Below are 14,626 nucleotides of genomic sequence, written 5' to 3'. Positions count from 1 at the left end.
CATCCTCATTCAATATATTCCCGTGGTACTCGTGACGAAAAGCCACAAGCAACTTCGTAGTGAATTGTTTCTAATTTATCTGCAACTTGTTGTAACGTAACTTCCTGATTGCCATTTTTTCCAATCAAAGTTACCTTTGTTCCCACAGGCACTTTTTTAGGCAAACGGATCATAATTTGATCCATGCACACACGGCCGACAATTTCGCAAAAGTTACCATCTACTAAAACTTGAAATCCCTGTAATTTTCGTAACCAACCGTCAGCATAACCAATTGGTACAGTGCCAATCCATTCTTCTTTTGGCGTAATATACGTTTCACCATAGCCAATGCCTGAACCTTTTGGTAGTTGTTTTACTTGTACTACTTGAGAAACTAACTCTAACGCTGCTTTTAATTCATAAGGTGTTTTTAAAGATTCACCAGCAGGATTTAGCCCATATAATGCCACACCATACCTTACCAGATTACCCACCGGCTCATGCCATAGGGCAGTAGCGCTATTACTATCGTGAATATAAAGAGGACGGTAGGGTAATTGTTCCAAAATAGTTAAAAAGCGATGTTTTTGAGTCTCATAATAGGTTTTATCAGCTTGATCAGCAGTGGCAAAATGAGTAAAAATCCCTTCCCATTCTATTTGCGGGATAGACTCCATTAATTGAACTGCTTCATTGACACTTTCTGATGCCAAAAAACCAATTCGGCCCATTCCAGTATCAACTTTTAAGTGAACTTTTAACGGCCGTGGCAACTGCTCTACTTTTAGTAGTGTTGCTACTTCATTTATCCATTCCAACGTTGTTACTGGAAAAGCTAAATCATATTCACTCAGCAATTGGATATAGCTTGCTTGCACTACCCCTAAGATTAAAATAGGCTGGGTGATACCAGCTTCTCGCAATTCGATTCCCTCATCAATCGTAGCGACGCAAAAACCATTGGCGCCACCTTTTAAAGCAGCTTTAGCTACAGCTACGGCACCATGTCCATAACCATTAGCTTTGACGACTGCAAAAAGGTTCATTTGAGGCGGTAATTTTTGGATAATATTCTCAGTATTTTGGGTAATAGCCGTTAAATTGATGATTGCTTTAGTTGGGCGATGAATCGATGTAACCAAGCTTTTTTCCTTCTTTCTATCCTAAAAAACATTACTCTGCTAATAAAATTTGCGCAAATGCCATTTCATCAGTATGCGTAATACTAACAAAAACCTGTCCTTTATGAGGTGAAGCAGTCATTGTGGGGGCTCCTAGTGCATCGGGAAGGATTTCCAGCTCTTTGAAAGTCACTTTCCCAATCCCTGTGCCCCAAGCTTTAGAAAATGCTTCTTTACAGGCATAGCGGCCACCTAAAAATTCTATTTGTCTTTTAAGGGACAACCCTTTAAAAATCGCTAATTCTTTGGGCGTTAAAACGCGACTGGCAAACTGTGGCTTTTCGGTGATAATCTTTTTAATTCGACTTAATTCAACAGCGTCAATGCCGATTCCTCTTATCATTTATAGACTCCCGTATCGCAATTATCCTAAAATCCTAAGCGTTAATTTTTTACTAGTATTATTCTACCAAATGTTGCGAGAAAAACCATCAAAAGACTTCACATCTTTCAAAAAACTGTAACAGATTATTATAATGTGAATTTTGTTCAAACTCAAGCGTAACGCAAACAACAGCCTTATGTAAACCCTTTTTTGATAAAAAATGGGAAAGATTTGCTAAATAAAAATTTATATTTTTGTTAATAAATAAAAAGCAACGAATCAATTTAGTTTGACTCGTTGCTTTTAGATCGATTGGCTTAATCTTGGTTATTCCGAATAACGAAATTACGCTTACTGCCACCATCATTTTGGCGACGGTCATCGCGACGGCGATCGTTGCGTTTTTGGCCTTCTTTATTGTAGTGGCTATTTTTATTTTTATTACGGTAATTGCCACCTTCTTTGCGGTTGCGGTTGTTACCCCCACCGCCACCACGACGATTGTTTTTATTAAACCCTTTTTTACCACTTGGTAAAGGACGCTCTGGTGTAATTTTCACCGGCACAGCATCTGCGGGATCTTTGGCAATCGTTTTTAGCAATAAAGCAACTAAAACTTCTGGATCATAGCCTTCAATTAGTTTTTCAGCGGTAGTCATGTAACGTTCCAAACCGTTTTCTTTTAAGCCGTCTTCAATTTGTTGTACGGCAGCCCCTAATTGACCTTTAAAGGCTTCTTTTTCGGTTGGTGGACGTAATGGAGACATCCGTTTTTTCGTTAAGTTTTCAATAACATGTAAGTAACTCATTTCATTTGGTGTGACAAAAGTAACTGACATGCCACCTTTACCGGCACGACCGGTACGACCAATACGGTGAACGTAACTTTCAGGATCTTGAGGAATATCGTAGTTATAAACGTGTGTAACCCCGGAAATATCTAAACCACGGGCAGCAACGTCTGTAGCAACTAAAATATCTAATTGACCAGATTTAAACGCACGCAAAACGCTCATCCGTTTTTGTTGTGATAAATCACCATGAATGCCTTCTGCACGATAGCCACGAGTCTCTAAACCACGGGCTAATTCATCTACCCGACGTTTTGTCCGACCAAACACAATTGCAAGTTCTGGCGTTTGAACGTCTAATAAACGTGTCATAACATCGAATTTTTCAAAATCTTTGGCCCGAACATAATATTGATCAATCAAGTCTGCAGTCATTTCTTTAGCTTTGATTTGCACATGTTCAGGATCTTTCATAAATTTCACGCCAATATTTTTAATAGCTGGGGGCATCGTTGCAGAAAATAGTAAAGTTTGGCGTTCTGCAGGAACTTGGGAGATGATTTTTTCGATATCTTCTAAAAAGCCCATATTCAACATTTCGTCTGCTTCGTCTAAGACTAATGTCCGAACTGTTCCTAATTTCAATGTGTGACGGTTAATGTGGTCAAGCATCCGACCAGGTGTCCCAACAACAATATGGGGACGATCTTTTAAGCCACGGATTTGGCGGCCAATATCAGCGCCACCATAAACGGCTTGAACGCGAATTTTTTTATCCCGTCCTAAACGGTACAATTCTTCTTGCGTTTGAATCGCAAGTTCGCGGGTAGGAGCAATAACAAGACCTTGCAATGTGTGATTGTTGGTATCGATTTTTTCCAACATTGGTAGACCAAAAGCGGCTGTTTTACCAGTACCTGTTTGTGCTTGGCCGATTACATCGCGTCCTGCTAGTGCTAGAGGAATTGTTGCTTCTTGAATAGGGGTTGCTTCTTCAAAGCCGGCCCGTTCGACAGATTGCAATAATTCAGGTGATAAATTAAGTTCGTTAAATTTCAAAAGTTTCCTCCTTGAGATGTGGTTCTTATCTAATGTATTTGATGCCCTCTACCGAAAATAACTCTCGGCAGCCTGCTGCCAAATAGCAAAAGAGGAAGGCCAAAAGAGGCACAATCAAAAAGCTGAGTTCACTCACAAAGCAGTAACACTGCTTTTGCTCATTCATTGTCTACTTTTGTACCGTCCTCTTAACTTCAAAAAGTGAGATTCACTTTACCCTTGATTTTCGGTATCGTGTCATTTTAACATAGAATGAAATTTTCAGCAAGTTTTCAATTCTATTCTGCAAAATAAATTAATAATACTAGTTTTTAAATCAAAGCGGCCACCACTTCTGTTAGTCCCATGCCATTACTTCCTTTTAAAACAATGGTATCAGTAGGTCTCAACTCCGCTTGCACCATTTTAAGTAACTCTGCCTTATTTTCTTTATCAAAATGATAGACCATTAAGTGACTATCCATTTGCGTTAAAGCATTAAATAAAGATTTCATTTCACTGCCGTATAAGAAAATGACACTGAAGCGGTCATCAATATGATGTGCCATCTTCGCATGCATTTTTTTTGAATCAGGACCCAACTCCAACATATCCGCTAGGACTGCTAATTTACGTCCGTCTGTTTTTAAATTAGCGACTGTATCTAAGACTAATCCCATAGCAGTTGGATTGGCGTTATACACATCACTTAAAATTTGAGCACCATTTTTAGCTGTCAGCCACTCTGTTCTATTTTTAGTTAATTGAAATTTAGCTAATCCTTGTTTAATATTTGCTAAAGAGACACCAAAATATTTTCCTAAAGCATACGCAATCAATGCATTTTTGACATTATACCCTCCAATAACGGGAATCGTGTATTTTGTCTTTTGAATCATAAATGTTGTTTTAGCTTTATCCTCTTTTGTAATAGTTGCTGTTAAATCGCCTCTATCTAAGCCAAAAGTAGTGATTTCTTGAGGCAAATCAGCAATAAGTGGCGTTAATAAAGGTTCATCAGCGGGAATTACCAACAAGCCATCCCGTTTTAATCCCGCAGTAATTTCCATTTTTGCTTTGGCAATCCCGGCACGAGAACCTAAATTTTCAATGTGAGCTTCACCAATAATTGTAATTGCCGCAGCATCTGGTTGAGCTAATAAAGAAAGTTCTGTTAATTCTCCTGCATGGTCCATCCCCATCTCCAATACCAAAACTTCGCAATCTGCTGGCATATGCAAAATCGTATAAGGCATGCCGATATTGTTATTATAGTTGCCTTGTGTTTTATAAGTATTAAATTGCGTCGCCATTACCGCAGCGGTCATATCTTTTGTTGTTGTTTTTCCGTTACTGCCTGTAATTGCCGCAACTTTTGGATTGACCTTTTGCAAATAGTACTGTGCTAAAGTTTGCAATGCCGCTAAAACATCAGCAACTAAAATGACAACCATATCCGATGGCGCATCTTTTAAATCTCGACTCCAAAATGTTGCGACTGCCCCGTTTTCTTTTGCGGCAGCGACAAAGTCATGGCCATCTCGTTCACCAGCTAAAGGAACAAATAAACCACCACTTGTAATCTTACGACTGTCAAATTCAACACTTGAAATAAGTGATTCATCGCGAATTTCTACTTGCTCAAATAAAGCTGCAATCTCTTTAATTGTTAAATTCATTTTCTGCTCCATTCTAAACATATTCCTAAAAAATTAAGCTAAACTTTTAACTAAAAACTAAACTAGCCTTTTTGTATCATAAAAAAGGTGAGATGTTCTGCAAAGAATCATCTCACCTTTTCTTTATTTCACGTCGGTTAAAAAGCTTTGCCGTTGTTCATAACGTTTTAGTGCTAATTGAATCAATTCTTCAATTAAGTCACCATATTTTAGCCCCATTTTTTCCCATAGTGAAGGATACATACTGTACTGGGTGAACCCGGGCATTGTGTTTAATTCATTTAAAAACAATTCATTTTTATTGGTTAAAAAGAAATCACAACGAGACAAACCACTGCCACCTAACATAACGTAAGCTTTTTTGGCAAATTCCTGTGCTTTTTGCTGTACATCATCTGTCACTTCCGCTGGAATTTGCATGACAATTTGGTTGTCGATATATTTAGAATTATAGTCATAAAAAGCGACATCTTTGACAATTTCACCTGCTAAAGTTGTACGGACATCTTCATTTCCTAAAATAGCAACTTCAATCTCGCGCGCTTCAATGCCTTGTTCTACAATCGCTCTTGTATCGTATTTATAGGCTTCTTGTAAGGCATTTTGTAATTCTTCTCTGTTTTCAGCTTTTGAAATTCCCACTGAAGAACCCATGTTAGCTGGCTTCACAAACATTGGATATAATAATGTACCTTCACATTGTTCAAAAATTTGTTTGGGATTTTCTTTCCACAAATTTTTCAAAACTGGCACATAAGGTACTTGCGGAATTCCGGCAGCCTGTAAAATATATTTGGTCATGATTTTGTCCATGCCACAAGCACTCGTTAAAACACCTGCACCAATATAAGGCATATCAATAGTTTCTAAGAAACCTTGAATCGTTCCGTCTTCGCCATTTGGTCCATGTAATAACGGAAAGACAACCGCATTTTCTTCTTTAATCGTACTTGGTGAAATAATTTCACCAGTAGCATCTTCTGTGTCCCATGTTAATTTTAGTACAGAATCATTTTTTGGTTTTTCCGTCAGCAACGGTCCTTTGACCCACTTGCCATCTTTTGTGATGAAAACTAGTTGGACTTGATAGTAGTCGTAGTAAATAGCATTCAGCACAGAAAAAGCTGAAAGAATTGAAACATCATGCTCGGCACTGCGACCGCCATATAATAATACGATTTTCAAAAGTATTTCCTCCCGTGATCAACTCACATCTTTTTATCTCTCACATTTTAGCACAAAAATGCCCTTTACGACATATTATTTCCAAACTAGTAACTGAAGGCAGAAAACTATTCTTTCTAAAACAAGCGGGAAATGCTAGTTTCTCCTGCTTATCTGGCTGAATTATTTGTCACAAAAACGTTTAAACAGTACCATAGAAGAAAAGAAACCTTGTTTGATTTAAAAGCGCCATATACATAAGGAGGTGTAAAAGTGAGCCAAGAAATTTCTAAAAAGAAACGGCTACAAACCATCATCACAGTCTTTACTAAGTATAAAGTCATTCAAAATTTTAGCCAACAAAAAAATCCCGCAGCAGTTCGTACTGCTTTTGAAGAATTGGGACCGACCTTTATTAAAATTGGCCAGATGCTATCTGTGCGCACTGACTTACTCTCAAAAGACTATATTAAAGCATTTAAAAGTTTACAAGATAATGTGAAAAGTGATGATTTTAGTAAAGTAAAAACACTTTTAGAAAATGAATGGGGCTTTGCTCTGACAGAGATTTTTAGTGACTTTACAAAAACAGCTTTTGCTTCTGCATCCATTGGTCAAGCTCATAAAGCTACCTTAAAAAATGGACAAAAAGTCATTGTTAAAGTACAACACCCTGGTATTATTGAGGCAATTAATGTTGATTTAGCCTTATTTGAAAAAGCGATTCCCTTAATTTCAAAAATCCCTGAAACGAGCGTTATTGATTTGCGGAGCGTTTTAAGAGAAGTACGCACTTCTTTAGATAATGAAACTGATTTTTTAAAGGAAAGCCAAAATGCCGATCGTTTTTATAAAAACAATAATAATTGGCGGGAAGTAAAAGTTCCTCAAGTTTTTCACGAATACTGTACCAAAAAAGTTATCGTTTTAGAATTCATGCCCGGCAAAAGCTTACGCTATTTAATTGACGCCCCCAAAGAGGCCATCGCCTATGGTAGCGTCACTAATAAGGAATTAAAGAAAAAAATTGGCTTATTGTTAGTCGAATCTTTTATGAAACAAGTTTTTGAAGATGGTTTTTTTCATGCTGATCCACACCCTGGCAATCTTTTTTTACAAATGATTTCTAGTTCTGAAAATATTCCTAAAGAACGAGTTGGCCGCTTTGGTCCTTTTGGCTACGAAGCTACTTGGCAAACACCAAAAAACTTACCGCCGTATCGCGTCATCTACTTAGATTTTGGTATGATGGGAAATTTAAACAATACGTTAAGAGGGAAGTTAACCGATGCCGTAATTGCTCTTTATACTCAAGATACAGCTGCCGTAGCCCAAGCTGTTTTGCGTTTATGTCGGCAAGAAGGACCATTTGATGAATACCGTTTTCATGATGAGCTGGAGGAATTTTTAAGCGAATACTATCATCTTTCACTTAAAGAAATTGATTTACAACAAGTCCTAAGCCAAGTTATCGGCATTTGTCATGCGAATAACCTCCAAATGGATCAGTCTGTCACTATGTTAATTAAAGCCTTTGGTACTTTAGAAGGTGTTGTGGAAGAATTAGATCCTGAACTTTCAATGATGGAAGTGTTACAAAATTTTGCTCAAAAATATTTTTTCAAACAATTCGATTTAAAAGAAGAAGCCAAGCGACAAGGTTTAACGTTATTTAAAAACTTACGCAATTTACCTAAATTGCCAGAAAAAATCAGTAATGCCCTTGATACTGTCAGTAACGGTAAAAGTCGCGTCAACTTAGAAATTAATGATCAAAAGCAAATTTTAGATCGCCTAGAGGCAATGGTCAATCGGATCGTCATCGCCGTAGTCTTGGCCGCGGTAATTTTAAGTTCTTCTTTATTGGTGGTTTCAAGCCCAGATGCACAACCCAGCTTTGTTGATAATTTAGGCATATTTGGCTATACAGCAGCCTTTATAACGATTTTGTTATTAGCAATTGGCTACCTCTATCGTCGTTTCAAAAAATAAGTGAGTAACCTTCAAGGTTGTGACAAAAGCTGCTTCTGTCCCAACGTTTATTTAAAAAAAAAGAGTTTGTGACAAGACTTTTGTCACAAACTCTACTAATAGGAGCTTTTTTAATTTACCTCTTTTATGAGTTGTTGTTCCATCATATTTGTAAAAGCCTGTCGATCTGCTGGGGTAAAAGCTTTGGGTCCTTTTGTGCGCTGCCCAGCTTTTCTTAACTGTGCGCCTAAATAACGTTGCTCTAATAGTTGATCGATTGTTTCAGGTAAATATTCTTTACCATTATGATGAAAAACCCGTGCGCCTTTTGGCAAAACTAATGAAGCCAGACCATAATCTTGGGTAATTACCCAATCATCTGATTTAATTTCTTTTACAATGCGATAATCCGCACTATCGGCTCCTTTATCTACATAAATAAACTGAACAAAATCTGGATAGGTTTCTGTTGTATAATGATCGACACTGGTTACAATTAACACTTTTTTATGATACTTTTTGGCTAAAGCAATCACTTCTTTTTTTACCGGTGAACCATCACCATCCACTATAAAGCGCATCTTTTTTCTCCTTTATGCTTGCAATTACAATCTTCTCATTTAGTATGAGGGATAATTATTTTTTTAGCAAATAAGGAGTGTGGGCTACATTTACTCATTAGATACGAAATGGTCTAACGAATAAGCTCGTGAAATTCTTTATTCTTTAATTCGTAAACCGCATCGCAAGCTGCTGCTACTTCTTGTTCATGGGTAACTAAAATAATACATTTATTTTGTTCATGGGCAATTTTTTGAAATAAGGCAACAATATCTTTTGAAGTGCTCTCATCTAAGTTTCCTGTTGGTTCATCTGCGACAATTAAACCATGATCACAACATAACGCCCGCACAATTGCCACTCGTTGTTGTTGCCCCCCAGAAAGTTGCGTTACTTTTTTATGGGCTAAATCATTGGTAATACCCACTTGCGCCAAATTATCTAACGCATAAGCCTTAGGATCGCTTTGTTGGGTTTTAGCAATTGCCATTGCCGTTAAAACATTATCCACCGCAGACATATAAGGTAGTAAATTATAAGCTTGAAAAACAATGGAAACATCTTTACGGCGATATTCCTGTAACCCAATTTCTTTTAAAGATTGATTATTATATAAAATTTTTCCTGCTTTTGGCGCGTCTAATCCTGTAATTAAGGATAAAAAGGTCGTCTTACCTGAACCGCTACTCCCTAAAATTGCGTAAAGTTTACCTGCTTCAAAATTCAAGTTTACGTCTTCAAATAAAGGGCCATCTGGTTCATACCAATAGCCTAAATCTTCTGTTGTTAGCATCATTTGTGGTTTCCTCCATTAATTATTAATTTGGCTTTACGAAACTAAAATCTTTTTCGGATTTAAACGTAAAATTCCAACACTTGCTAATAAAATAGCAAACATACTGATAAATAAGCCCATTGCGGCTAAACTAGCAATTTCAGTTGGGGAGACACTAATTTTTAGTTCTTTTACAGCTTCACTTGTTTGTAACGCATTATTAAAGCCACGTTGCATCCCTGGCCCTTTATTGCCATTTGGAGCTTGCATTGTTTGTCCATCTGGTTTTTCACCTTGTGCATTCCCACCAGGCCCCATGTTAGTATTAGCCACTTCTGTTGTTTCACTTTGTTGGGCTAGTAGCTGATTGCCAACCGCATTCCCAACGACATTGCCACTAAATGTTGCAATCACTAAGGCAAAAAGCATACAAACGAAAATTTCACTAAAGAATTGTAAAATAACTTTAAAACGTGATTCTCCCAATGACAACAGCACCCCGATTTCATAACGACGTTCACGAATTGTTAACATTACGATTAAAGTCAAAATAATGACACCGGCAGCTGCTACTAGCAAAATAATATTTTTAGCAAAACTCGCGACATTATTTAATGGCTGTAACATTTGTTGATACATTTGATCATTGGTTTGTAAGCTATACGTGTCCGTATCAATTAATTTGCTAGCTTCTTTCACAAAACTATCCATTTCTTTTGGATCAGATAAATCATAAACAGCCGAGTCAATCGTATCGGTTGCATCACTACCTTTTAACTCATTGGCTAAGGTATAAGAAGTGAAAATCGTATTAGCTGGATTCATAAAGTTAAAACGCATCCCCATGCTTGTTCCGCTATCACTTGTTTCATAAATTCCTTTGACTTTAACGGTAACGTCTTTATCATCACTATCTTTTACTTTGAACGTATCACCGACTGTTAAATCATTGGCTTGTGCAAGAGAAGACTCAATTAAAACATTATTACTATTCTCATCTGCTTGTGTTAACGCCTCTCCTGTTGTAATTTTGGCCGTCCCAGCAGCAAAACTAGAATACGCACTACTTTCTAAAACACCAGTAATCTGAAAGTCTCCTTGTGACATTTGAGCTTTTCCACCTGGCATCTGACCGGCTGGACCATTAGCAGATTCTTCACTATCAGAATCTTCACTACTTTGCTCACTCTCACTAGAAATCGGCTCAATGCCACTACTTTTATCAGCTGAGGTACTGACTTCAAAGGAGTAAGACTTCACCCCAGATAAAGCTGCAATTTTTTTAGCGTCACTTAATTTCACTGGTGTCATTTCAAAACTACTAGGATCTGGTTTTTCACTTTCACTAGTAGTACTGTCATTATCTGCTTTAAACATCCCTTGGCGATTTGTCGCAAGCGTAACAGTTGCGCCTACGCTTTTTTTAGCATTTTCACTCGCTACTTCTGTTGCACTTTTAATTGTTAGGCCAGCTAAAACAAAAATTAGAATCGCTGCAAAAACAGCAATTAATAAAATACTGCGGCCTTTTTTGGCCCAAAGACTTTGATAAGCCCGTTTTAAAAAGTTCATTTTATGTCCTCCAGTTATTTTTGATGTGTTGTAACCCTAGCTTATTTACACGAGCTTAAATCTAGCTTAAAGCCAATCAGAGATTTAAAAAAAGTAAATTAAGTTTCATTTAGGGTAAACATGATAAAATAAACACGAGGTGAAGATTATGCTGAAACTACTCATTGTCGAAGACGAACAGACACTATCTGATAATATAAAAGAAATTATCCAGCCTTTAGGCGAAATCACCCAAGTTTTTGATGGGGAAACAGGCTTATTTGAAGCACAAAGTAATATTTATGATGTCATTTTATTAGATTTAATGCTGCCAGAAATAAACGGCTATGAAGTCTTAGCCCAGCTACGGGCACAAAATATTCAGACGCCTGTTTTGATTTTAACGGCTAAAGATGGCATTGATGATAAAGTAACTGGTTTTCAAAAAGGAGCCGACGATTATCTGACAAAACCTTTTTACCGCGAAGAATTATTGTTACGGGTAAAAGCATTGTTAAAGCGCTCCTTAGGCTTATATGAAGAGAGCAGTTTAACTTATGGTCCGATTAGTTGTAACTTACAAAGTAATCAAGTGACTTTCCAAGAAACTGTTTTACCTATTCAAGGAAAAGAATTTGAACTGCTCGTTTACTTTATTCAAAATAAGGGCGTCATTTTAACGAAAGAACAAATCTTTGATCGTATTTGGGGATTTGATTCAGATACGACCATTACAGTGGTAGAAGTGTATATGAGTAATTTACGTAAACATTTAAAGCCAACTGGTGTTGCCAATGACTTCAAAACGTTGCGAAATGTCGGTTATTTGTTGCAAGAACAGGGGTAAAAGATGAATACAGAAATTTCAAAAAAACAACGCCGCCAATTCTTTTTACTAAACGCTGGCGCATTTGCGCTTATTTTTCTTTTGTTAGGACTTATTGTGTTACAGCTGCTACAAAGCTCAGCTTATCGTCAAACTGATGAATCTTTAAAAAATATTAGCCAAGATGAGCGTACGATTACAACAGAGATTACCCGACTAAAAGAAGATAATCCTTTCTTAATGCAAAAATCAGATCTACCACCTTTAGGAAACCGTAACAACCGCTTTAACTCGCAAATAATTTTGTGGAGTGCTGATGGTAAAATTTTAAATAAAGCTGTCTTGGGAGGTCGATTTACCGAACTACAGAATTTGAAACTATCAGTCAACAATTTAGCGACGATTCAAACTGTTAACGTAAAAAATAATGATCAAACCCTTCATTTTCGTTCGATCACGCGCAAACTAGACACGCCACAAGAAGATGTTGCTTATATTCAACTGTTGGAAAACACTGATCAAATTGATGAGTCTTTACGAACTTTCAAAACCATTTTAATTATGTGTATGGTTATTTTTTGGCTAATTTCGTTAGCTGTCAGTTATTTTATCTCTAAAAAAAATATGGCGCCGATTATTAAAGCATGGCAAAAGCAACAAGAATTTGTCGAAAATGCTTCCCATGAATTACGGACCCCTCTTACAATTATTCAAAATAGTTTACAAAAGTTGTTTACCACACCAAACGAAACGATTTTAGAGCAGTCTGAACCCATTGCCCAAGCCTTAAATGAAACCAGACGACTGACTTCTTTAACAAACGACTTACTAACAATTGCCAGAAGTGACGCCAACGAAACAACGCTAGCTTTAAACAATTTGCAAACACAACCTTTTATTACCCAACTAGCTAAACCGTTTCAAGAAATTGCCAATTTAGAAAATAAATTTTTTATTTTAGAAAATTACGCCAACGAAAACGTGCTAGTCGACGAAAAAAAGATTCATCAACTCCTAGTGATTCTTTTAGACAATGCACTAAAATACACACAAGAAAAAGATAAAATCATCCTGCTTTCCCAGATTACCCATGATGATTGGCTACTAGAGGTGCGTAATACTGGGGCGAACATTAGTGATGAAGATAAACAACAAATCTTTGAACGATTTTATCGGGAAGAACGTTCCCGCAATAAAAATAGTGGTGGTTTTGGTCTAGGACTAGCTATCGCACAACAAATTGTTAAAGAACATCACGGCAAGCTGACTGTCCATGACTTAAATCCTAAAGGTGTCATTTTCCGCGCCAAAATTCCATTAAAAAATAGAACATAGAAAGCTTCATGAACTCGTCCAGCTCTCAAGCAATAAGATGGAATTTTAATAAATTGCTTTTTCAAATTTCTTCAAATTTTAGCTTATTGCCGCAGAGAGCTAGTTCAAAATGCCGGCAATAAGAAAACACAACGTCCTCTTTTTGAAAACAGCTCTTTCTTTCTACCAAAAAAGCTCCTATCGGTTAACAAAAATTCATTTGCTTAACCGCTAGGAGCTTTTTGACTATTCATTGAGCCATTTTTGATATTGGTTTTCCACTAATTCCACCGTTTCAATGGTTAAAGATGGGGTCATCACAGGACTAGTTAATAAGCCTTGTTTTAAACATTCATTGACATGATCTACTTCAAAAGCAAATTCACTGCTAAAAGGAATATGCAAATCTTCTCTTCCTTCATTAGTATAAATAGTGGCGACTTGTGTCTTCCAAAAATTAGGAATCTCAATTCGGCCTTTGGTACCATAAATTGTCATCCCATTATCTGTACCAAATTCAGTCGTGATAAAAATATTGGCCAAAATAGTCTCACCAAATTTCAAACTCAAATCACTTTGTTTATCAGACCTTCCCTTTGGCATTACTGCATTTCCTTTTACGTTTTGATAATTTTCATCCGTAATAAAATGCATGTAATGAAGGGGATAGCTTCCAGAACCATGTAAAGTCCCCCCACCAGCTTCAAGACTTGGGAACCATTTAACATGGTCAATATGAGGGTAAGAAGTAAGCGAACGCATCAATTTTATCTCCCCAATTTTCCCAGCCTGAATTGCTTTTTTCACCGCTAAAGTAATCGGTAGAAAAACTGCTTTTTGGGCCTCCATTAAAAAAAGTTTTTTTTCTTTGGCTAAGGCAAATAATTCTTTTGCTTCAGCTGCAGACAAAGTGAAAGGTTTTTCCAATAAAACCGGTTTTCCTGCCATTAAAGCTTGTTTAGCAGTTTCAAAATGGCCTTTATTGTAAGTGGCAATATAGATGATATCAATTTCTTGATCGGCAAACATTTCGGCATAACTACCATAAGCTTTAGGAATATTAAGTTCTGTGGCAACTTTTTGTGCTTTAGCAAGTTCTCTTGAAGCAATGGCTGAAACCTTTCCTTCTTGACTAGCACGAATTCCGGCTACAAAACGGGGAACAATTGACGCTGTACTGACAATACCATACGAAATTGACATAATGACTCCTTTCTAAAAAACGAGCTTTTATTTTCTCAGGCTTAACGTTACCAATAAAAGTTACTAAATTTTTTTACTAAAAACTTCACGCATAAATTAGCATTGTAACTAAATTTAGAACTACTTAGTATGAAACGAATAAAAGAGTCAACAGTTGCATTCAACCGTTGACTCTTTACAACTATAATTAAAATTTAACAGAAGAAAGTTAATTTTACAAAAATCTCATCTTTTTATAGACAAGTTAGTCGTGGTACTCGCCACG

12 protein-coding genes are annotated in these 14,626 nt (G+C 36.8%); 3 read left to right on the top strand and 9 right to left on the bottom strand.

Annotation, left to right across the window (positions count from 1 at the left end; all coding sequences use genetic code 11):
- Window positions 1-5: 5 nt before the first annotated feature.
- The 5 genes from alr to RU96_RS09095 form a co-directional block, all read right to left on the bottom strand.
- Window positions 6-1,124, bottom strand: coding sequence for an alanine racemase (gene alr, locus RU96_RS09115; RefSeq protein WP_071865227.1), 1,119 nt, complete (start codon window positions 1,122-1,124; stop codon window positions 6-8).
- A 31-nt stretch (window positions 1,125-1,155) separates the two neighbouring features.
- Window positions 1,156-1,506 carry a holo-ACP synthase gene (gene acpS, locus RU96_RS09110; protein ID WP_071865226.1) on the bottom strand — a complete coding sequence of 117 codons (351 nt, stop codon included), beginning with the start codon at window positions 1,504-1,506 and terminating at the stop codon, window positions 1,156-1,158.
- A gap of 299 nt (window positions 1,507-1,805) precedes the next feature.
- Window positions 1,806-3,338 carry a degradosome RNA helicase CshA gene (gene cshA / locus RU96_RS09105; RefSeq protein ID WP_071865225.1) on the bottom strand — a complete coding sequence of 511 codons (1,533 nt, stop codon included), beginning with the start codon at window positions 3,336-3,338 and terminating at the stop codon, window positions 1,806-1,808.
- Window positions 3,339-3,649: 311 nt separating this feature from the next.
- The gene (locus RU96_RS09100; RefSeq protein ID WP_071865224.1) at window positions 3,650-4,996 is read right to left on the bottom strand and encodes a UDP-N-acetylmuramoyl-tripeptide--D-alanyl-D-alanine ligase; all 1,347 of its coding nucleotides are present in this window, start codon (window positions 4,994-4,996) and stop codon (window positions 3,650-3,652) included.
- A gap of 123 nt (window positions 4,997-5,119) precedes the next feature.
- Window positions 5,120-6,181 (bottom strand): D-alanine--D-alanine ligase, encoded by a 1,062-nt coding sequence (locus RU96_RS09095; protein WP_071865223.1) that lies wholly within the window; start codon window positions 6,179-6,181, stop codon window positions 5,120-5,122.
- A 252-nt stretch (window positions 6,182-6,433) separates the two neighbouring features.
- Between RU96_RS09095 and RU96_RS09090 the strand changes: the two genes are divergently transcribed.
- Window positions 6,434-8,152 carry an ABC1 kinase family protein gene (locus tag RU96_RS09090; RefSeq protein WP_071865222.1) on the top strand — a complete coding sequence of 573 codons (1,719 nt, stop codon included), beginning with the start codon at window positions 6,434-6,436 and terminating at the stop codon, window positions 8,150-8,152.
- A gap of 110 nt (window positions 8,153-8,262) precedes the next feature.
- Here RU96_RS09090 and RU96_RS09085 read toward each other — a convergent pair whose 3' ends face one another.
- From RU96_RS09085 to RU96_RS09075, 3 genes are all read right to left on the bottom strand, one after another.
- A complete protein-coding gene (locus RU96_RS09085; protein WP_071865221.1) occupies window positions 8,263-8,712 on the bottom strand; it encodes a YaiI/YqxD family protein in 450 nt (149 codons plus the stop codon).
- Between the two features lie 113 nt (window positions 8,713-8,825).
- The gene (locus RU96_RS09080; protein ID WP_071865220.1) at window positions 8,826-9,488 is read right to left on the bottom strand and encodes an ABC transporter ATP-binding protein; all 663 of its coding nucleotides are present in this window, start codon (window positions 9,486-9,488) and stop codon (window positions 8,826-8,828) included.
- A 33-nt stretch (window positions 9,489-9,521) separates the two neighbouring features.
- A complete protein-coding gene (locus RU96_RS09075; RefSeq protein WP_071865219.1) occupies window positions 9,522-11,039 on the bottom strand; it encodes an ABC transporter permease in 1,518 nt (505 codons plus the stop codon).
- A gap of 148 nt (window positions 11,040-11,187) precedes the next feature.
- Here RU96_RS09075 and RU96_RS09070 point away from each other — a divergent pair, with 148 nt between their 5' ends.
- Together RU96_RS09070 and RU96_RS09065 are read left to right on the top strand one after the other, a co-directional pair.
- Window positions 11,188-11,865, top strand: a complete 678-nt coding sequence (locus RU96_RS09070; protein ID WP_071865218.1) for a response regulator transcription factor — start codon at window positions 11,188-11,190, stop codon at window positions 11,863-11,865.
- Window positions 11,866-11,868: 3 nt separating this feature from the next.
- Window positions 11,869-13,179 carry a sensor histidine kinase gene (locus tag RU96_RS09065; RefSeq protein ID WP_071865217.1) on the top strand — a complete coding sequence of 437 codons (1,311 nt, stop codon included), beginning with the start codon at window positions 11,869-11,871 and terminating at the stop codon, window positions 13,177-13,179.
- Window positions 13,180-13,404: 225 nt separating this feature from the next.
- Here the strand turns inward: RU96_RS09065 and RU96_RS09060 are convergent, their stop codons facing one another.
- Entirely contained in the window at window positions 13,405-14,361 is a 957-nt protein-coding gene (locus tag RU96_RS09060; RefSeq protein WP_071865216.1) for a Gfo/Idh/MocA family protein, read from the bottom strand.
- Window positions 14,362-14,626: the final 265 nt, after the last annotated feature.

The organism is Enterococcus canintestini (assembly GCF_001885735.1).
Lineage (GTDB): Bacteria > Bacillota > Bacilli > Lactobacillales > Enterococcaceae > Enterococcus_C > Enterococcus_C canintestini.
The sequence above is the reverse complement of the archived record's forward strand: the minus strand, read 5'-3'. Positions and strand labels throughout refer to the sequence as shown.